The 20,632-nt window shown below is 48.8% G+C and carries 17 protein-coding genes and 1 tRNA gene; 8 read left to right on the top strand and 10 right to left on the bottom strand.

What is annotated here, in order from left to right:
• Positions 1-11: 11 nt before the first annotated feature.
• Together purE and ACP7FG_RS05945 are read left to right on the top strand one after the other, a co-directional pair.
• Positions 12-503: a 5-(carboxyamino)imidazole ribonucleotide mutase gene (gene purE / locus ACP7FG_RS05950; RefSeq protein WP_439225846.1), complete on the top strand. Its 492-nt coding sequence runs from the start codon at positions 12-14 to the stop codon at positions 501-503.
• The gene (locus tag ACP7FG_RS05945; protein ID WP_439225845.1) at positions 500-1,588 is read left to right on the top strand and encodes an ATP-grasp domain-containing protein; all 1,089 of its coding nucleotides are present in this window, start codon (positions 500-502) and stop codon (positions 1,586-1,588) included. The genes purE and ACP7FG_RS05945 overlap by 4 nt, the downstream gene beginning before the upstream one ends.
• Positions 1,589-1,607: 19 nt before the next feature.
• Here ACP7FG_RS05945 and ACP7FG_RS05940 read toward each other — a convergent pair whose 3' ends face one another.
• From ACP7FG_RS05940 to ACP7FG_RS05930, 3 genes are read right to left on the bottom strand one after another with little or no spacing between them, the layout of a single operon-like run.
• A complete protein-coding gene (locus ACP7FG_RS05940; RefSeq protein ID WP_222236094.1) occupies positions 1,608-2,258 on the bottom strand; it encodes an alpha/beta hydrolase in 651 nt (216 codons plus the stop codon).
• Positions 2,258-3,079, bottom strand: a complete 822-nt coding sequence (locus ACP7FG_RS05935) for a prephenate dehydratase (protein ID WP_439225844.1) — start codon at positions 3,077-3,079, stop codon at positions 2,258-2,260. Before ACP7FG_RS05935 ends, ACP7FG_RS05940 begins: the two co-directional genes overlap by 1 nt.
• Positions 3,076-5,115, bottom strand: a complete 2,040-nt coding sequence (locus ACP7FG_RS05930; RefSeq protein ID WP_439225843.1) for a S9 family peptidase — start codon at positions 5,113-5,115, stop codon at positions 3,076-3,078. The genes ACP7FG_RS05935 and ACP7FG_RS05930 overlap by 4 nt, the downstream gene beginning before the upstream one ends.
• A 138-nt stretch (positions 5,116-5,253) precedes the next feature.
• Between ACP7FG_RS05930 and alr the strand changes: the two genes are divergently transcribed.
• The 4 genes from alr (at position 5,254) to ACP7FG_RS05910 (ending at position 10,386) form a co-directional block, all read left to right on the top strand.
• Positions 5,254-6,345 carry an alanine racemase gene (gene alr, locus ACP7FG_RS05925; RefSeq protein WP_199493950.1) on the top strand — a complete coding sequence of 364 codons (1,092 nt, stop codon included), beginning with the start codon at positions 5,254-5,256 and terminating at the stop codon, positions 6,343-6,345.
• Positions 6,346-6,484: 139 nt separating this feature from the next.
• On the top strand, positions 6,485-7,873 hold the full coding sequence (locus tag ACP7FG_RS05920) for a cytochrome ubiquinol oxidase subunit I (RefSeq protein WP_439225842.1): 1,389 nt from the start codon (positions 6,485-6,487) through the stop codon (positions 7,871-7,873).
• A gap of 3 nt (positions 7,874-7,876) precedes the next feature.
• Positions 7,877-8,878: a cytochrome d ubiquinol oxidase subunit II gene (cydB, locus tag ACP7FG_RS05915; RefSeq protein ID WP_439225841.1), complete on the top strand. Its 1,002-nt coding sequence runs from the start codon at positions 7,877-7,879 to the stop codon at positions 8,876-8,878.
• Positions 8,879-9,027: 149 nt separating this feature from the next.
• The gene (locus ACP7FG_RS05910; protein WP_439225840.1) at positions 9,028-10,386 is read left to right on the top strand and encodes an amidohydrolase family protein; all 1,359 of its coding nucleotides are present in this window, start codon (positions 9,028-9,030) and stop codon (positions 10,384-10,386) included.
• Positions 10,387-10,443: 57 nt separating this feature from the next.
• On the opposite strand, the gene ACP7FG_RS05905 is transcribed toward ACP7FG_RS05910, so the two are convergent.
• Positions 10,444-11,487: a PepSY-associated TM helix domain-containing protein gene (locus ACP7FG_RS05905; RefSeq protein WP_439225839.1), complete on the bottom strand. Its 1,044-nt coding sequence runs from the start codon at positions 11,485-11,487 to the stop codon at positions 10,444-10,446.
• Between the two features lie 3 nt (positions 11,488-11,490).
• A complete protein-coding gene (locus ACP7FG_RS05900) occupies positions 11,491-13,581 on the bottom strand; it encodes a TonB-dependent receptor (RefSeq protein WP_439225838.1) in 2,091 nt (696 codons plus the stop codon).
• Positions 13,582-13,737: 156 nt separating this feature from the next.
• Between ACP7FG_RS05900 and ACP7FG_RS05895 the strand changes: the two genes are divergently transcribed.
• On the top strand, positions 13,738-15,300 hold the full coding sequence (locus tag ACP7FG_RS05895; RefSeq protein WP_439225837.1) for a serine hydrolase: 1,563 nt from the start codon (positions 13,738-13,740) through the stop codon (positions 15,298-15,300).
• Between the two features lie 157 nt (positions 15,301-15,457).
• A tRNA-Arg gene (locus tag ACP7FG_RS05890) sits at positions 15,458-15,534 on the top strand.
• 357 nt (positions 15,535-15,891) lie between these two features.
• Here the strand turns inward: ACP7FG_RS05890 and ACP7FG_RS05885 are convergent.
• From ACP7FG_RS05885 to ACP7FG_RS05865, 5 genes are read right to left on the bottom strand one after another with little or no spacing between them, the layout of a single operon-like run.
• Positions 15,892-17,271 (bottom strand): ATP-binding protein, encoded by a 1,380-nt coding sequence (locus ACP7FG_RS05885; RefSeq protein WP_439225836.1) that lies wholly within the window; start codon positions 17,269-17,271, stop codon positions 15,892-15,894.
• Positions 17,268-17,933 (bottom strand): response regulator, encoded by a 666-nt coding sequence (locus ACP7FG_RS05880; RefSeq protein ID WP_034732388.1) that lies wholly within the window; start codon positions 17,931-17,933, stop codon positions 17,268-17,270. Before ACP7FG_RS05880 ends, ACP7FG_RS05885 begins: the two co-directional genes overlap by 4 nt.
• Entirely contained in the window at positions 17,908-19,497 is a 1,590-nt protein-coding gene (locus ACP7FG_RS05875; protein ID WP_417663839.1) for a phosphoethanolamine transferase, read from the bottom strand. The genes ACP7FG_RS05880 and ACP7FG_RS05875 overlap by 26 nt, the downstream gene beginning before the upstream one ends.
• Positions 19,478-20,173, bottom strand: coding sequence for a phosphatase PAP2 family protein (locus tag ACP7FG_RS05870; RefSeq protein WP_290569054.1), 696 nt, complete (start codon positions 20,171-20,173; stop codon positions 19,478-19,480). Before ACP7FG_RS05870 ends, ACP7FG_RS05875 begins: the two co-directional genes overlap by 20 nt.
• Positions 20,161-20,523: a diacylglycerol kinase gene (locus ACP7FG_RS05865; protein WP_290569052.1), complete on the bottom strand. Its 363-nt coding sequence runs from the start codon at positions 20,521-20,523 to the stop codon at positions 20,161-20,163. Before ACP7FG_RS05865 ends, ACP7FG_RS05870 begins: the two co-directional genes overlap by 13 nt.
• Between the last annotated feature and the right edge of the window lie 109 nt (positions 20,524-20,632).

Below are 20,632 nucleotides of genomic sequence, written 5' to 3'. Positions count from 1 at the left end.
AAGGTGACACCATGGCTCCGGTATTGATTCTAATGGGTTCCCAGTCCGATTGGCCGGTAATGCAAAAAGCAGCAGAAATGCTGGAATCGCTGAACGTAAAGTGGCAGGCGAAAGTCGTTTCTGCGCATCGTACGCCGGACTTACTTAAGTCGACGATGGAACAAGCGGAGCAAGACGGAGTGCCTGTGGTTATTGCCGGCGCTGGTGGCGCTGCTCACTTGCCGGGTATGCTGGCGGCTTATACGGCCATTCCTGTGTTTGGTGTGCCGGTTCCAAGCAAGCAACTAAAAGGTTTAGACAGCTTGTTGTCTATTGTGCAAATGCCTAAAGGTGTGGCTGTTGGTACTCTGGCGATTGGTGATGCTGGTGCGGCCAATGCGGGCTTGCTGGCTGCTCAGGTTATTGGCAGCTTTGACAGCGAAGTGCGTAAACGCGTACACGAATTCCGCAAAGCGCAGAGAGAGAAAGTGATGGCGAACTCAGATTTGGAGCTGCCAAAATGAAAATCTTGATCCTTGGCAACGGGCAGTTAGGTCAAATGCTGGGTAAAGCCGTTATTCAGCAGGGGCATGAATGTGTCTTATACAGTGACCGGCTGGATAAGGTGATGGCTTTAGGCAGCCAACAACCTTTAGCTATGACGTTAGCCGAGGCGAATGACTGGGCGGATGTGACCACCTGGGAGCACGAGCACTTAGGCGAAGAGCTGGTTGCTAAAACGGCCGATAAGTTCTTATTAAAAGCGGAGCGTTTCAACGGCTTAGTTGATCGTCGTACGCAAAAAGCGCTTTGTGATGAACTCGATATTCCTACTTCGGCCTGGAAGGCTTATGAGAATGTGGCTGAGCTGACGGCCATTTTAGAAAGCTGTGACCATGCGGTTGTCATTAAGTCGGCGAAAGGCGGCTACGACGGCAAGGGCCAGTGGCGCTGGAAGCCGGGTGAGGACATCGCCGCTGTCGCTGAAGAGGCAGGGCAACGCCCGGGTATTGTTGAAGACATGATTAACTTTACCGACGAGGTCTCTGTTGTGGGAGCTCGCTCACACAAGGGAGAGCAGCGCTGTTTCCCGCTGACATTAAACGTCCATACTCAGGGTATTCTGTCTTACAGTCTGGCTGGCGCAGAGCATTTTTCTAAAGCGCTTGAAGCTTTAGCCAAAGAGCATCATAAGAAGCTGACCGACGCGCTGGATTACGTGGGTGTATTAGCGATTGAGTTCTTTGTCGTTGGTGAAGGCGATAACCAACATTTGCTGGTGAACGAAGTGGCTCCGCGGGTTCACAACTCCGGGCACTGGACGATGAGTGGCGCTAATTGTGACCAGTTCAACCTGCACATTCGCGCTATTACCGGTTTACCGCTGCCCGACTTACTGATAGCCCCCACCTTAATGGTGAACGTAATTGGCGTTGCGGGTATTCCGGAAGCTTTATGGGAAGCGGCGGCCGCTGAATGTCATTGGTATGGCAAGGATGCGCGACCCGGTCGTAAAGTGGGCCATGTGAATATTATGATCGACTCGTTTGAGCGGGGCGAGAATTTAGCCTCGACATGGGCGGATAAACTGCAACTGTTAGCGAGTTAACACCTGCTTAGACGAGCGGTTAAAACCGCTCATCCAGCCATTTCTGCATATCCTGAACCTGTTCTAAGCACAGCGAGTGCGGCATTGGGTAGGTTTGATACGTCACTGAAAACCCTTTCTCTTTCAAAATTGCACAGGCTTTCTGGCCAAGAACTTCCGGAACAACCGGGTCTTGAGTTCCGTGTTGCACCAAAATTGGCAGCTCTTGGTTAGCCTCATTCACCTGAATGTCACCAGCGGTGGCAAAGTACGTCGAGTGCGCCATTAAACCCGCCAGCGGTTTCGGGTAGGTTAAAGCGGCTTCATAACCCACGGCGCCGCCTTGTGAGAACCCGGCAATAATAATGCGTTTACTGTCGATGCCCTGAGCAATTTGCTCGTCTATCATGGCATGCACTTTGGCCGCTGACTCGCGCAATTGTTCGCTGTCTATCTGGCGGTCGATGCTCATGTCGGTAATGTCGTACCAGGCAGGCATGACCATACCCTGGTTTATGGTGACCGGCATTTGTGGTGCGTGAGGAAACAAAAAGCGAACCTGCGCGTTGGCAAATTTTAAGTGCTCGGTCATAGGGACAAAGTCATTGCCCGAGGCTCCCAGGCCATGTAACCAAATGATAACGGCGTCGGCTGTGCCTGCCGGCTCGTGTTTTATGACTTCCAGAGACATTACTGCTTTCCTATTTCTGCGGCAGGGTAAGAACCCAGCCAGTGAATGTTGTTCATAGCGGCCAATTCTTCAAGAGCCGAAGCGACACCCAGTTCGCTGCGGTGGGCATCAAAGTCGATGAAGAAATGATAGTCACCAAACTGACTACCCGCCGGCCGCGAAACTATGGAGGTTAAGTTAATTTGCTGCTTCGCAAACACCTGCAAGCTGTCGACCAGCAAGCCGGGATGGTCGTTGTCATCAATGAGCAGCAAGCTGCTTTTCCAGTGTTCATCCTTTCTGTATTCCGGCTCTTCAGACGCTGCGGATAATACCACGAAGCGTGTTTCGTTGCGTGGGTTGTCAGCGATATTGTTATTCAATATCTGCAACGTCTCCGGGCAACTAATGTGTTGGGGAACTATGGCTGCAGACGCCTCTTCAGCCGCCAGCAGAGCTTGAAGCGACGCGGCGTTGCTGGCCGTATGAATAATGGGCAGCCCGAGCTTGTGTAAGTACGAATTACATTGTCCGGCTGCGACAAACTGGGCCCATATCTGAGTAGGTTTCGTACTATTGCTGAGGCATTGGAAGCCAACAGGGATACGGATTTCCGCCTGAATGCGCAAGGGTCGTTGCACCAAATAGTCGACGACGGGAGAGACGAAGCCTTCAGTCAAATTTTCAATAGGAACAGCGGCAGCGTCGCATTCTCGTCCAACCGACTCCAGGCAGCTGACCAGGTTATCCAGTAACTGAATGTCGTGATTTTGTTCAGGCTGGAAAAGCCCCGCGGCAACCTCGGAAAAGGTGCCGGCAGGGCCTAAAGTGGCTAGCTTCATTTCTTATATTGCTCGAACCAGGCCAGTGCATGCTCAATTTTGGCAATCATGTTGGAAGGTCGAGTGGTAACACCATGAAAAGCGCCCGGAACACGAACCATAGCTGTGTCTACTTTTTGCAGCTTCAATGCCTGGTAGAACTGCTCGGTTTCCGATATCGGTGTGCGACGATCCTTCTCTCCGGTGAACAGCATGACCGGTGTTTCAACGTCACCGACCATAGACAGTGGCGAGCGCTGCCAGTAGTGCTCTAGCTCTTCCCATGGCATACCCGGGAATTGGTTGGTAATTTGACCAATTGAGCTGTCAGCTGTCAGTACTTTGCTGACCCAGTTAATAACCGGGTTAGTGGCTGCCGCGGCGTTGAAGCGGTTGGTCAGCCCGACTGCGTAGGCTGTGGCGATGCCACCTGCAGAACCGCCGGCAATAAACAGGTTGTCTGAGTCGGCAATGCCTTTATCAATGAGTAAATCAATGCCAGTCATGTGATCAGCAAAGTCATAAGGTGACGAGTAGTTGCCGTCCAGCAGCATGGCAAAGTCTTTACCGTATGAAGTGCTGCCGCGATGGTTTACATAAAGCACCACATAGCCCTCAGCGGCGTAGCGTTGGTGTTCTGCGGCAAAATGTGGACCGTAAGACAGGTGAGGACCACCATGTATTTCTAACAGCAACGGGTACTCTTTGTTTTCATCGTAGTTTGGCGGAGTAATGTACCAGCCATGAATCTCCTGACCGTCATAGCGCGACTCATAGCGAATTTCGTGAACTTCACCCAACTCACGGTGACCTAGCAGGTCTTCATTAAGCTGAGTAAACTGAACCGCTTCGCCATCTTGTGGCTGATAACCGACATCGGCGGGGCGATATTCGGAGCCTTTGGTGTAGGCAATAGCGCCAGTTTTTGAGGCAGTAAACGAGCCCATGGTATAAGGACGACTGACATAAATGCCTGAAACATCATCCACTCGGTTTGTCAGTTCATTGCTCAATGTGACATCAGCAACAACGGTTTTGCCCTGGTCGGCGTATGAAACCGCCAGTGATTCATTGCCAGTCCACTGTGGCGAGCTGAAAGAACGGTCAAAGTCAGCTTGAAGTTCTGTCTCTGAGCGTTCGCTCCAGTCCATGACCCACAATTGTGACTTATGGTAAGGCACCGGCTCGTTAGAGCTGTGTAAGTAAGCCAGACGCTCGCCGTCAGGAGAGAACTGCGGTGACGACTCGCGGCCGGGTTTGTCAGTGACCTGCGCCACTTCTTTTGAGCTCAGGCTGACGCTGTAAAGGTCGCTTTCATTCACCTGATACGCCCAGTCTTCCGAGCGGTTGCCGGAAAATACGATATGGCTGTCGCCTTCTGTCCAGGCCAGTGGGCCGCCATGTCGGTAAGGGCCATCGGTCAGCTGGCGTGCACTGCCACCCTCAGCCGGAACCACGAAGAGTTGTGTGTGCGCCGGTTCCAGAACACCTTTACCGTCGCGCTGATAATAAGCTTCTTCAACAATAATAGGCGATTTGGACCACTTCGCGCCTTTGGGTTTAGCTGGCTTTTTTACGCTTTTAGCAAAGGGCGTAGGTTCAGATTTAACCGACATGGTAAATGCCAGTTGAGTATCGTCGTTAGACCAACTAATGCTGCCGGGGCTCTCGCTTACGTGAGTGACTTTAGCGGTGCGCTGTTCTTTAATCCAGTGCACATGAATTTGGTTCTTTTCCGAGCGATTAGACGCAAAGGCAAGACGAGTGCCGTCGTTTGACCAGGCCAGACTGCCGTAGTTGTGTTTATCATCAAAAATCGGTAAATGTTGACCGGTTTCGGTATCAATCAGCCATAATGAGCGACGAGTATTGTCTTTCATATCATCGAAGCTGTTGCGTATGTACGCAATGTATTTACCGTCAGGAGAGATACTGACTTGGTTGGCGTACTCGAGCTGGAAAATGTCTTCAGCCTTAAATGTATCGTCTGATAACGCTGGAGCGGAAGTAAAAAGCAGCATTAAGCTACCGGCAATGACGGATTGTTTTAACCACATTGTTGTTCTCCTTTTAAGTATAGCTTTACGTTACTGAAGCTGACGAGGTGATGCAAAGAGTTCCGTTCAAGTTGGCAGAAAATACGGTAAACTGAAAACCTTTTCCGAATGTTGTCAAAAAATTTAGAAGGAAAGCCCATGCACTACCGCCAAACTCGCGCAGAAATATCGCCCGCTGCAATAGCGCATAACGCTAAGTGGGTGCGTAAGACGATGGCTGGCGGGAAATTGCTGGGAGTTGTTAAAGCCGATGGCTACGGGAATGGTGTTGAGCCCGCAGTAAAGGCGTTAGAACCGCATGTGGACGGCATGGCTGCTGGGTTCATGGAAGAAGCGCTCGCCGTTCGGGAATGCGGATACAAAGGGCCGTTGGTTATTTTAGAGGGCTGCTTTTCCTCGTCTGAGCTTGCGATTTGTGCAGAAAACAACTTAAGCCCGGTGGTGCATTGCGAGCAGCAATTACTAGACATAGAGGCGGGAGCTTTAAGTAAACCATTGTGGGTGTGGTTAAAGGTCGATACCGGCATGCACCGCTTGGGCTGGTCTGAAGAACAAGCCCTGCAAGCATTGCAGCGCTTAAATGCCAGTAACAATGTGGCTGGCGTAACGCTCATGTCACACTTGGCTAACGCTGATGCGAACCATCGGCTGAATGCAGAGCAAAAACAACAGTTCTGTCAGTTATCGGAAGCGCTCAATGGCTATCAGGCGCGCAGCTTCCATAATTCGGCAGGCTTACTGAACCCTGATACAAAGTGGTCACTTCAGGAAAATGACTGGGCCCGTGCAGGTTTATTGCTTTACGGCGTAAACCCCTCGAATGTGACCGAAGTACAGTCGGCGCTAAAACCCTCGATGCGGCTGGTCGCCCCGGTCATTGCATTGCATCAGCTGGAAAAGGGTGAGTCGGTCGGCTATGGCAGCGCCTGGAGTGCTGAGCGACCAACGGTCATTGCAACGGTGGCTATGGGCTATGCGGACGGTTATCCGCGACAGGCGAAAAATGGCACACCAGCAATGATCCGAGGCAAACGTGTCACTTTAGCGGGGCGAGTCTCTATGGACATGTTGACGATAGATGTCACGGGCATTGAGGGTGTGCAGTTGGGTGATGATGTTGAGCTTTGGGGACCGAACGTTGATGTGCGACAGGTTGCGGCCTGCGCAGATACTATTTCCTGGCATTTACTGACCGGCGTCAGCGGACGTGTTCCGCGGGTCGTTGTCTAACAGACTCAACTTCTGAGTATTAGCCATACAAAAAGTATGGCAATTATTAGTATTTATCCTACAAGCTTTACATCTTTGACCCTGATCTTTGTCAACAAAGGCGTATACTTAAGACAAACCTCAGTTAAGGGTGTTTGCTATGTTCGAAGGTTTCGACGCATTGTTTCTGGCGCGCTTTCAGTTCGCTTTTACGATAGCGTTCCACATTATTTTTCCTGCGTTCACCATCGGTGTGGCCAGCTACCTGGCGGTACTGGAAGGCCTTTTCTTAAAAACAAGAAATCCGGTTTATCAGAAACTATTCCGTTACTGGGTCAAAATATTCGCCGTTGCTTTTGGTATGGGCGTGGTGTCCGGCATTGTGATGAGTTACCAGTTTGGCACTAACTGGTCGGTATTCTCGGACAAAGCAGGGCCGGTTATCGGACCGTTAATGGGTTACGAAGTACTGACAGCCTTCTTCCTTGAAGCCGGGTTCTTGGGTGTCATGCTGTTTGGTATGAACAAAGTGGGTGAAAAACTGCACTTCTTTGCTACCTTGATGGTTGCAGTCGGTACGGCCATCTCCGCTTTCTGGATACTGTCAGTAAACAGCTGGATGCAGACCCCGGCAGGCTATGCCATGAATGACGTTGGTCAATTTGTGGTGACCGATTGGTTTGAAGTGGTATTTAACCCCTCTTTTCCATATCGGCTGGCGCATATGTTGTTAGCGGCTTACCTGACAGTGGCTTTTGTGGTGGGTGCAGTCGGTGCCTGGCATTTGCTAAAAGACAAAACCAACGCTGCCGCACGCAAAATGTTCTCCATGGCCATGTGGATGGCGTTAATTGTTGCGCCATTGCAGGTGCTGGTCGGCGACTTCCATGGGCTGAATACTCAGGAATATCAGCCTGCAAAAGTAGCGGCAATGGAAGGGCACTTTGAGACAGAAGCCCGGGCGCCACTGTACTTGTTTGGAATGCCAAATGAGCAAACGGCAGAAGTCGACTACGCGTTGAAGGTGCCGGGGCTTGCCAGTCTTATTCTAAAACATGACATTAATGCCGAAGTGACCGGGCTGGATCAGTTTCCGCGCGAAGACTGGCCTCCAGTGGCAACCGTATTTTGGTCATTCCGAATCATGGTCGGAATAGGGCTCTTGATGGTACTGGCGGGATTATGGTCCGGTTTACAACGGTTACGAGGCAAGCTTTATGACAACAGCCTGCTACTGCGCTTTAGTTTGTTTATGGGGCCCATGGGTTTTGTTGCTGTAATTGCCGGTTGGATAGTCACCGAAGTGGGGCGTCAGCCCTGGGTTATTCAGGGCTTGCTACGAACCGCCGATGCGGCGTCTCCTATTGATAAAGCCGGTGTCGCAGGCAGTCTGATAGCCTTTATTGTGGTTTACTTCCTCGTTTTTGGTGCCGGTACGTTTTATATTCTGCGAAAAATGGCAGCGGATCCTGAAAAAGTGACGATTCCCGACTATGCCAAACATAAGCCGACAATGGCGGCTGAGCGCATTTACGATGAGGAGGCCTAAGCTATGGATTACGCACTGATTTGGGCAATATTAATTTCGGTCGCCGTATTTGCTTATGTTGCGCTGGACGGCTTTGACCTGGGAATTGCACTGCTTTTCCCCTGGTTTAAAAAGGAAGAAGACCGCGATGTAATGATGAACACCGTTGCGCCAGTCTGGGACGGAAATGAGACCTGGCTGGTACTGGGCGGTGGTGGTTTGCTGGCGGTGTTCCCGCTGGCCTATTCGGTGCTTATGCCCGCGCTGTATATGCCGGTTATTGCCATGCTTCTGGGGCTGATTTTCCGCGGCGTGGCTTTTGAGTATCGTTTTAAAACCAAACGAGCAAAAGGTATCTGGGACTTATCCTTTATTGTTGGTTCGCTGATAGCGGCTTTGAGTCAGGGGATTATGCTGGGCGCAATGCTACAGGGTATTCAGGTAACAGACCGAGCCTATTCCGGCGGCTGGTTTGACTGGTTAACCCCGTTTAGCTTTTTCTGCGGTGTTGCAGTGGTTATTGGCTACATGATGCTGGGAGCGACTTGGCTGGTAATGAAAACAAACGGTGACCTGCAACGCCAAAGTTATAGGGCGGGCTGGTACAGCGCTCTTTTATTGGTCGCTTGCATTGCTTTTGTGAGTCTTTATTTGCCCTATGTAGACCCATTTATTGCGGAACGTTGGTTTACTTATCCGGCCTCGGTTGGCTTGTGGGTGCTACCAATTCTGCTGGTAGGCATTACGCTTGGGTTACTGCGCTCGCTGCATAAAAAGCAGGAAGGCAGACCCTATTTGTGGGGCCTGGGACTGTTTCTTTTGTCTTTTGCCGGGTTTGCAGTCAGTATTTTCCCTTACCTGGTTCCGCGCAGCATTACCTTGTGGCAGGCAGCCGCGCCGGATAATAGCCTGAAGTTTTTACTTATTGGCGCTGTGATACTTCTGCCTATTATCTTCGCTTACACCGGTTATACCTACTGGGTGTTCCGCGGCAAGGTGGATTCAGACAGTGGATATCACGACTGATGAAGCCTGTATTTAAAAAATGGTTGTGGTTTGTCGGACTGTGGTGTCTGGGTGTGCTGGCTGTCACTTTAGTTGGCGGCCTTATCCGCTGGGCTTTATTGTAAGCTTGCGCTAGGCTAAAGGCAGATTTTACGCCGGAGGCAACCAACATGAAATTGACTCACCTTCTGGCCGCAGCGGTTGCGGCCTTATTTTTATCGGCTTGTAACAACGCCGAACCTCAGAGTAATGAGACTCGCAGCGCAGACTACGTCATTAAGAACGTCACCCTTGTTGACTGGCTTAAAGGCGAGCCCAATGTCATTGATCAACAAACACTGGTGGTGAATAACGGCTATATTAGCGGTGTGTTCTCCAATGCTGAAGCTCCGGCTTTTGATGACAACACGCAAATAATTGATGCTGAGGGGCAATACGTTTTACCGGGCATGGCAGAAATGCACGGCCATGTGCCGCCGGCAACAGACTTTGGTGACTTCCCTAAACGCTACGCTGACGACATGTTGTTTTTGTACATTGCCAATGGCGTAACAACAGTGCGTGGCATGTTGGGTTATCCGCACCAGCTGCAGCTGAAATCAGACATTGAATCGGGTAAGCGCCTGGGTCCAACGTTATATTTGGCCGGGCCCAGCTTCAGTGGCAATACCATAGAGTCGGTTGAACAGGTTACGGAGCGGGTTATTGCACAACGCGATGAAGGGTGGGATTTACTCAAAGTGCATCCGGGGTTAACCCTTGAAGAATATGAGGCCATGGCAAGCACGGCTCGACAGGCGGACATGGACTTTGCCGGACATGTGCCGGCAGAGGTCGGATTAAAACGAGCCATGGAAGCAGGCCAGAGAACCATTGATCACCTGGATGGTTACCTGGCTTACGTTGATGCCATGAACAGAGAAATAACGCAGGACGAACTTGATTTGCTGGTGGCTATGACACTGGAGCACGACGTTGCGGTAGTACCCACCCAGGCCTTATGGAAAACCCTGATCGGTGCGGCTGATCCCAACAAGCTGAAAGACTACCCGGAAATTCAGTTGGTACCAACGGCCGTTCGGGAAGGCTGGCTAAACTACTACAATAACCCCAGCAGTTACTTCAATCAGGAACAGGCACAAGTGCAGCAGGAAAATCGTCAAAAGCTATTACACGCTCTGCACGAAGGCGGCGCGGAAATTATTTTTGGAACCGACGCGCCACAGTTATTCAGTGTTCCGGGTTATTCGGTACACCACGAAATACGTCTGATGTCAGAAGCGGGTATACCTATGGCTGATATTCTGCGTTCCGCCACGGTAGCGGCAGGAGACTACTTTTCTGAGCAGGACACCTTTGGGCGAGTTGCTGCCGGGCACCGTGCTGACTTTATTCTGTTAAAGGATAACCCTCTGGAGAATCCAGACACCTTGCGTGAGAACCAAGGGGTTATGGTGCGCGGGCAGTGGTTAAGCCGTGAAGCTATTGATAAGAAGGTTGAGGAAATTCGCGCGGCTTATGCGCAGTAATCACAGTGCGGGCAACCCACTCATGACCTGTTTTACCGGCAGAGTGTTTTTCTGGAATCAAGGTTTCTTGAGTTGTCTGCGTTTAATATAAAACCATAACCCACTGACAGGCAAAGCGATTAAGGCCAAACCCGATAAAAGCACGATGAACAAATAAAAAGCTCCGCCAACCGAGGCTACGTGAGTCGGGTAAATCATATTCGAAACTTGATTACCGAGAGCGGTTTCTCGCTCATCAATAACCTGACTAACCTCTCCGGTTTCAGAGAACTCAATATAGTTGCGGCCGTTCGGATGCCATTCGTTTGCGTGCTTAGCTCTAATTCGTGGATCTTCCAGATAAAGCAAGCGAGCCTCCGCCGTTGGGAGAGCTTGTTTTGCGAGCTCAAGCCGTTGTTGCCAGCTATCAGCAGTTATAGAAGGCGGTACCGACGTTTCAATTGACTGAGTGAACGGGAGTAGGAAAATTAGCACTGATTTTACCGGAGCGGCGTACATGATGGCGGTACCGGTGATTAGTACGATAGCGACAGGAACGAAAAGTACAGCACCGATGAACCGATGCAATTGCCATAAGGTCTGGCTACCGCGCTTAGTGAACGGATTAAAAAACCTTACAGACAAAGCGCGCCGGAAGCTGCCTCTACGTGGCCACCAGCGGGTTAAGCCTGTGCCGATAAGAACTAAGCTTAAGAGGCCGAGAATTCCCAGAATGTCCTTACCCAGTTCGTTGAGTGCTAAATGATGGTGCAGTTCAACAAGCCAACTGGTGAGATCCCCTAGATATTTTCGTTCAAGCAGCAGGTTGCCGCTGGCGTCATAGTAAAAGTGTGTTTTGTCCGCATTAACCACTTCAAGCCAAGGGCGGTCAGCGGTGGGCATGAGGGCGTAGCCGTTGCCGAACTGGTCTAGAGCAGCGGCAGCGTCTTTCGTTTCAACGGGCTGTGCTAAATTGAGCTGTGGATAAAAAAGCTGCAGCAGGTCATTTTTGTAGAGCAGCAGCGAACCACTTACTGCCATCAATAAAAGCCAAAGGCTGAGCGTTAAGCCCAGCCATCGGTGCCATTGCGTTAATGTCGGCAGCTTGCGCTTAAGCGACATGGCTTACCATTGGTAATTCCAGGTAAAGCTAATGGTGCGTCCGCGACCCGTGAAGTTACGGTTATCTCCGCCGACCGTTTGCGCGTAATAGGTGAAGTAGTATTTATCGAATAAGTTCTCAATACCCAGCGAGAACTGACCCATATCGCGAGTCTCAACCAATAAGGTGGCATCAACGGTGTTGTAGCCGTCGAAGTTGTTGATGGCGCCTTCACCGCTGTAAATGTCGCGATCGAACAGCTTATTCCATTGTACCCGGCTGCTCATCATGCCTGTCCACTGCTGTGACCAGAACAGGTTGGCACGCTTCGGTGCAATGTTACGGCCTCCTAGTTTAGTGTCGACCGAGCCGTCATCATTGCTGTCGTACTCGCCATTGGTGTCAGCGTAGTTCAGTCCTAGAGCGGTGTCATTGGATAGCGCATACTCGGCACTAAACTCAATACCGTCAATTTCAGTCTTTTCACGCTGAACACTGTAAAAACCGTCAGCACCGGCTTGTAGGCGAGCCCCCAGGTCAGAGCTTGAACGGAAATAGCTCAGTGAGGCATTCCATGCATTATCCTGATACTCAATACCCACTTCCTCGTTGTCAGCGATAACCGGTTGTAGATCCAGGAAGCTACTAACGCTTAAGTCAGGTGTTGAAATCCCGCGCAACACACGGCCAACGTCGGGCATGCTGAAGCCTTCAGAATAACTTGCGAAGACACGCCATTCGTCGTTCAGCGCATAAACAGCGCCCAAATTACCCAGTAACTCGTTAAAGCTTGGTTCACCGCCTTCAACGAAGACAGACCCGTAAGACGCCAAAGTGGTGAAGTCATCAGCTTTTAATTTTCCGTATTCGTAGCGTAAACCGCCGCTTAAAGTCAGACCGTTTGCCTGATAGCGCAATTGCGCATACGGAGCCCAGTTTACAAACTCAGTCTCAGGTACCCATTTACGGCCTGTTTGAGCCAACTCCTGGAACGTCTCATCGGCTAAGAAGTCCAGCCCGGCGCTAACGGATACGGGAGACTGCTGAACGTTGTTCCAGTTTAATGTTAAGCGCGAACCATACTTACGCGAGTCGTTGCGTGACTGGTCAAAAATTTCGTCGCCGTATGCAGGATCCTGAAACGTTGCATAGGTACCGCCACCGTAAAGTGCGGAAAAGTCCTGGAAAAACAGCTGCCAGTTTACGTCAGCCATTAAAAAGTCGCTGTTGCTGTATGTCAGACTTGAAGTGGTAACTTCGTTTTCAGGAGCATCGCCAGGATACTGACCTTCGAGTGATAAGGTCGGTACATTCGCCGAGCGATCGCCGTTTACTGAGTAATAGTCGCCGTTACCCGCCATATCAAAGCGGTTGAGCATAAACTCAAGGCGTTGTTCGCTATCAATGTCGTAGCCGACTTTTGTGAATAAGTCGTAGCTTTTCGAGTCCATGGTGTCGCCTTGTGCAACGTCAACACCAATGAGCTGACCTTTGCCATCAACGTACATGCCGGTGTCACGGTACTGAGCACCGAAAACAATGTCCCATTTGCCGCTGCCATGGCGCAGAAGGTATCCAGCCTGGTAGCTTAAGCCTTCTGAAACTTCAGAATCCGGCGCGCTAAAGCCAGCGTTAACCTCGTGGCTGGTTCCTTCTTCGGCTTTTTTTGTGACGATGTTGATGATACCACCGCTAGCGCCCATACCCTGGATAGCACTGGCACCGTGAATAACCTCGACACGCTCAATCATGAAAGGATCGATGGTGTAGGCGGCACGCGAACCGTTACGCAGCGGGTTGGATTGAGGTACGCCATCAATTAGGTAAAGCGGCTGACGGCCTCTTAAGGTTTCGCCTGAGCTTGTTAGCTTTTGGCGAGACGGGGAATAGGCGGGAATCAGGTTTCCAAGAATATCTGACAAGGACTCGGCCACACTTAATTGCTGGCGCAACTCTTCACCCTCAATAACCGAAACGGTAGCGGGAATAGCGCTTTGTGGAATACTGGTACGGGTTGCTTTAATTTCGATGGTTTCATCCACTTCTGCCTGTTGTGCAAGCGCAGAACCAGAAATTGCGGCGAGGATTGCAAGGGCAAGAGACTTCTTAAACATGAGAATCCTTATCATTTAAATAATTTGACGCCAATGATAACGATTCGCATTTTGGTGTCAATAAAAACTTAACTCAGTTTCCGCTATAGTTGATATCGGTAAAAACGAAACAGGTTGTGGTAGTCTGAGAGAAAACAAGGAAAAGGTCATACCATCATGAAAACACTATCTAAAATCTTGTGTGTTAGCGCAGCTGCTGGTGCGTTATTGGCGTGCTCTGACAGTGCAAAGGTTGAGCAGAAAGAGGGCGTTTCACTGGAGCAAAAAATTCGTCAAACCGCCGAACAGTCTCTGGATGCTTTTAACATTCCGGGCCTGGCGGTTGTTGCCGTAAAAGACGGAGAAGTGGTTTTAGCGGAAGGTTTTGGCGTACGCGATGTTGAGTCACAAGAGCCAGTTACTCCAACAACCTTGTTCGGCATAGCTTCTCATACCAAAGCTTTCACTGCTGCGGCTATGGCAACTCTGGTTGAGCAGGGGAAAGTGGACTGGGACGATAAAGTCATTGAGCACTTGCCGGGTTTTAAACTGGCTAACCCTTATATAACTCGGGAGCTGACCATTCGTGATTTACTGAGCCACCGCTCTGGCCTCGGGTTAGGCGCAGGCGATCTGATGATTTGGCCGAACACCGACAAAACCACCGACGAAGTCATTGCCGGGTTAGCGAATGTGCCTATTGAACACGGTTTTCGTGAGCGTTTTGACTACAACAACTTAATGTTTGTCACTGCGGGCGAAGTCATTAGTGAAGTATCGGGTATGCCGTATCACCAGTACGTTGAGCAAACGCTGTTTGAACCCATGCAAATGGACGAAAGCACCATTGGCTTTTCTCGTATTGACGCTAGTTACGACAATGTGGCGGTAGGTACTATTGAAATGGATGGCGAATTGCATCGGTTCCCGCTCGACTTTTTAGAGGACTTTTCTGCCGCTGGCGCAACGGCAGCGAGTGTTGATGATATGAGTCGCTGGTTGCTGACTCTGCTGAATGAAGGCGAAACACCGACCGACAAACGCTTATTTAAGGAAGAGTCGCTGCATGATATGTGGCAGCTGACCACGCCATTGCCGGTGTCGGCTGACGCAGCAGAGCAGGGCACATATTTTCGTGGCTATGGTCTTGGCTGGTTTGTTAAGGATTACTACGGCGTTAAGCATGTGTCTCACAGTGGCGGTATTCTGGGAATGTTGTCCTTTACCACCGTTATTCCTGAGGAAGAATTCGCCATTACTGTTATGAGTAATCAGCAGGCGTTTGGCGCGTTGACCGCAATAGTGCAAGAGTCTCTGGAAGTAGTTCTGGATGTGCCGGACCAGGACTGGGTCGCAAAGGAAAGTAAGAAGTATCATGAGTTCATTCAGAAAAAGGCCGATTTTAAGGTCGAAGCCGGTGATGATCCGCAGCCTGCGTTGGCGCTATCTGCATACTCGGGAACTTATAAAGATGCCTGGTATGGCGATGTCGTTATTTCTGAGAAGGGTGAGGCTCTGCGTATAGACTTTACCCATACCGATATGCTGAAAGGTTCGCTGGAGCACTACAACGGCAATACCTTTATTGTGCGCTGGGATGAACCCTTGTTAGAAGCCGATGCTTTTGTCGAGTTCGATGTGAGTCGGAGCAATCAAGTAGAAGCGGCAACCATGGAAGCTGTAGCTGACTTTACCGATTTTAGCTTTGACTTTCATAACCTGAAACTGGACAAGCAATAGCGGCGCAAACTCTGGACATAGCGGGGGCTAATCCCTATAATGCCCTCGCTTTCCAAAGCACGTGCACCCGTAGCTCAGCTGGATAGAGCGCTGCCCTCCGGAGGTAAAGGTCGGACGGCAAAATGGGTTTGAAGGTAAAGGTCAAAAATTAGTGAATGCGCCCGTAGCTCAGCTGGATAGAGCGCTGCCCTCCGGAGGCAGAGGCCGCAGGTTCGAATCCTGCCGGGCGCGCCATTAAAGGCTTTCAGCGCACCACCCCTTACGATTTCTATTGCTTTCCTGTCGTTGAGTTGAAGTCACCCTCAAAACGCTAATGACCTTTGCTCAAAACCGCTCAAATTCCTCAAAAAACAGCCCGTGACACATGCGTGACAAATCCGTGACAAAAATTTTTAATTGAATTTCCGAACCGGGTTATTTTGACCTTTACCCTAAAAACGCTACTAGCAGAAATTGGACCAAGTTTTGAGTCTAAAAAATAAGAAAGCTACCAATCGTGTTTGTCCGTTTAGTGCCAACAGCGGACGTTAGCACCTCATGAGATTAATTGTTAGAAGCACCAACAGTAATATACGACCAATTCCCAAGTTTTCACTTAGGTAGCTCTATGTGCACTTCAAGCCCCGTGGGATATGAGTTGTTGAATGAAATTTTTCCATGGTGCAGCTGCACTATCTTTTGTGTAATCGACAGACCTAAACCAGAGCCCGCTACAGCACTATGATGTTGAAGTCGATAGAAGCGCTCCCCCAACCGCTCAAGTATTTCTGCAGGGACGCCCTTGCCTTCATCAGTAACCTTGATAATGACTCTGTTAGCAGTCGCGGTCGCGACCACCTGTATTTTCGAATTTTTCGGCGAAAATTTCATTGCATTGGACAACAGGTTGGTTAAAGCACTAACGATAAGAGTTTCGTCACAAATTATTCGTATAGAGGAAACATCAATGTGCCATTGGTGCTTCTCCACTTTATTGATTGGTAAGTTATTTAGCGCTAAGGAGACCAACTTACTAATTTTAGCTTCCTCAAACTTGTCATTACTGTTTAAGCTATCAAGCCGGTTCAACCACAACAGCTGATTAACGAGCTGTGACATTCGCTCGACGGACTGAAAAATGGACTTGCCTGATTGCTTCGCGTCCTCAAGTGAATCAGCGGAAATAACGTTCTCAGCATGTACCTGGATTGCACTTAGCGGGGTGCGCAGTTCATGGGAGGCATCAGCGATAAACCGTTTTTCGCGTTCCGAAAACATCTTCAGTTGATGCAATAATCGATTTAATGCTTGCCGGATCGGAGCCAACTCATTAGGTAGCTCTGACTCAACTGGCGATAAATTATTAAACTCCATAGCTCTTAGGTCAGCAGCAAAACGGTTTACGGGTTTCAGGACGATATAAACGATGAGGAGTATTATTAGACTAATTGGAACCCACATTAATAATAGTGGGTATAGTTGCTCTGAGGCTAAGTAGCCACTTAGTTCACCTCTGACATCCTGACGCTGAAAAGTATGAACCCATATATTTTTAGATTCCTCGAAGTAGCTAAAGGTAAACCAGGTGATATTGTCACCCTTTAATGTATGGTAACCCGCCTGTAAACCTTTAAGGTTTAGTGGTTGAGTCTGGTTTGTTGAAGCCAGCAAATTACCGTCGACATTGTAAATTTGATAGCCAATCTTAGACTCGTATTTATGGCCGCTGGGACCTTTTTCTTCAGTGGAGCTATCCTCTCCGGTATCATCATATTGCGATATCGGAATTACTTGAGTGACAGACAGTTTATTTTTAGCGGGCGCATAAAACGTTGCGAGCGACTTTGCGGTCTGAGCAAGTTGTGCATCAAAAACCTCATCCAGCTCATGCAGAATATCTCTGTAACTCGCCCAAGCCGTGACGGCAAGTACAGTAACCACGGCTAAGTTGATGCCAACAACCAATGAGCGACGAAGTGACCACAGGCTCATGATGACGCATCTTGTAAGCGATAACCTAGGCCTCTTATCGTTGAGATAAGATTGCCATCGATTTTCTTGCGTAAATGGTGAATGTGTACTTCCAGCGAATTACTCTCATGTTCGCCTCCCCAGCCATAGCATGCATTCGCTAATTGCTCTTTACTCACTATTTTTCCTTTGTGTAGCGCTAACTGTTTCAGTAACAACCACTCAAGCCGAGTTAAATTAATCATTTTGTCACGAAAACGGCATTCCTGTGATGAAAGGTCAATATTCAGTTGCCCACAGGTTATAATATCGTTTAAGTGTTGGTTTGCTTTGCGAACCTGCACTCGAATACGCGCTTCTAATTCGCGTAATTCAAAAGGCTTAACCACATAGTCGTTGGCGCCTTCGTTTAATGCCAGTACTTTAGTATCAATATCATCCCACGCTGTAAGTACGAGAATCGGGATTTCTTGGCCTGCTTTCCTTAACTTTTTAATCAGTGGTACGGCATTTCCATCGGGCAGTCCGAGATCAAATATTGCAAGGTCAAATTTATCTGTCCTAAGGGCGCTCTCAGCTTCAGACAAGTTTGCCGCTAGCTCAACCAGGTATCCCATTCGGCCTAGACCCTTGATTATTCCCTCAGCCAAATGCTTATCATCTTCTAGGAGTAGCAAACGCATGTGCGTACCGTCCATCAGGTTTAGTTAAGTCAAGGTGTTCGTTGTAAACAGAGGCTTCAACATTAAAGTAGCCCAGGATCGTATGCGAAAAATTATCATGACTGATAGTAGCGCCCGTTTCGTGTTTACTTACATTAAATTCGTCGGACGGCCATACTATCCAGGGTATGTGACGCTGTTCTTCTGGAGCTATCCAGTTAGGCAAGCCATGCAGATAGATACCGTTATCCCCTAGTGATTCACCGTGGTCAGATACATACATCATACTGCTGTCGAGCTCAGTATGGCTTTTCAATAGCTTTATTACCTGACTTACAAGTTCATCGGTTACGAGCAGACTGTTGTCATATGCATTAGTAATTTCATCCACAGAACAACTCGACAGCTCTTGGCTTTTACATTCGGGTAAAAACCGTTTCATTTCGTTAGGCGACCGTTCGTAATAGGCAGGCCCGTGACTTCCCATTTGATGAAGCACAATAATTGAGTCCTGATGCAAATTGCTTAACCAAGATTTGAGTTGTTCTAGCATATCTACATCATAGCATTCCAACTCCTCACATCGGGATTCGCTCATTTTGACGGTTTTAATTCGATTACAGACATCTTTGCAGCCAGAGTTATTTTCTATCCATGTTGCATTAATACCAGCAGTTTCTAAAACATCTAATACATTACTCGAGTTTCTAGCAACATCCGAGTAATTATCAGCTGTTAAAAAACTGAACATGCACGGCACTGAAATAGCAGTTGCCGTTCCACACGATGTAGCTCTTTTATAGCTGAATATTGGCTCTGATGTCATGAGCGCATTCAGTGAAGGCGTTGTCAGCCGAGCATAGTTATTGATTGAAAAGTGGTCCGCACGCGCTGTCTCACCCAAAACGATTACCATGACTCTCGGTTTTTCAGACGTACTTACCTGAAAGGCATCTTGCCCTAATCTTATAAATTGAGTTGGGGTCTCTAATTTTCGTTTCAAAGCCGAGACGGTTGCTGATATGACGTTGAAAGGAGCGACTCTGTACTTCACATCTCGATGGTTGCGAAATAAAGAAGCGAAGTCGTCATAACTGGTGTAAGCGATACCGATCGCTAATATTGAAAAGCAAGTCGCCGCTGCGATGCCTTGTTTTATTTTTGTTGCCGCACTGGAAGACGGGAGTTTTATATACGTGAGCAATAACGAAGGGATAACACCAAGTGTTATAAAGGTTTCAAAAAAACTCCACGAAAGTTGGTCACGAGCCTCAGCCGTATCGGTCTCAATGGCATTAATTATCATATCTGCATCAATGATAATGCCATATTCCGACATGTAAAAAAGTGCAGGAGTAGCGAGAACAAACAACAATATTGCGAATGGCTTGAAAGCATTAACGCATCGGCTGATGGCGAGCGCAATAGTATAGAAAAAAGCAATGAACACCATTAGTTTGACTTGCGTGAACCCATGAACCCCGTATTCATTCAACGCACTCAAAAGAGGACCCGAATATGCAAGAGCAAGCCAAGCCGCAACGAGTATTAATAAAGCTGGAAAATTAAGCGTCAGTCGCTGCATATTGCTCACCTATATGAAAGATAAATAAAGAAACGCTCCAACAGATGAATGCTGTTGTTATGTCATCAATAAAGAAGTGCGCACCCCGCAGCTGTTGAACACCTCCAAGTACAAAGCCGCAAGAGAGTGAGAGAGTCAGCGAAGCTCTCGCAAGAAAAGGTCTGCTTTTACGCCAGAAAAAGTACAGAGCAATCCAGGCAAAGCCAATACTTGAATGTCCCGAAGGAAAGCACCGACCCGACCCAAAATGCGTGTCGTTGAACGACCATAAGCTGATATATGGTTTGGCTCCTCCGTATAACTGCAAGTCCCAGGGACAGTCCATACCAAGCATCGCCTTGAGGTAATTCACTAAACCAAAAGACAACAAAACCGATAAGAGTAACAATACATACCGGCGCCGCTTGCTGTCCCTTTTGGTTGGTAAGAACTGAGTCACGGTTAGGAATAGGACAAACACTACAAATGCGAGATTAAGCTTCCGTATACCGTCATGAAGAATCGTTTCAGTGATAAAATGGTGCCGTAAAGACCACTGTCCTCCTTCGAGCTGGTATAACGTATTGGCCACTAAAAACTTAAGCTCTAAAAATTCTACGACCAGTAATAAAGCCACAAAAACCACCAAAACACGTGTCCAACGCCTCCAAACCGTCATGGACTCTAAAGCGGCCATAACACAGCTACCCAAACGATGATGAACTGACAGATAGCAATGAATACTGCAGCTGAGGCGATGTCTTTTGCTCGACCGCTGAGCTCGTGATAGTCGGAGCCAATCCGGTCGACAACCGCTTCAATGGCGGAGTTTAGTAGCTCTGTAATAAGTAAACCAAGCAATGACATAAGCAGTAGCAACCGCTCTGAAAGCTCAAGCTCTGCTATCACTAAAACTGGCAGCAACACCAACAATAAAAGTACCTCTTGTCGAAAGGCCCCTTCAAAACGCCACGCCGCTCTAAGCCCTTTCATGGAATACTGTGTTGCGTCGATTATTCGGGCTATGCCAGTTTTTCCTGGTTTCATAGTCACCTCGTTAGGAATGAAAAACTGCATAGTAAGCAGTCAATATTAAGTTCAGCTTAAGGTTTGTTTTTTAGTATTGCGTTTATTATCAGAACTGAGTTGGGCTACT

The organism is Idiomarina sp. ST10R2A5, from assembly GCF_051842325.1.
Classification (GTDB): domain Bacteria; phylum Pseudomonadota; class Gammaproteobacteria; order Enterobacterales; family Alteromonadaceae; genus Idiomarina; species Idiomarina abyssalis.
This window is presented reverse-complemented; position numbering and strand designations above follow the sequence as displayed.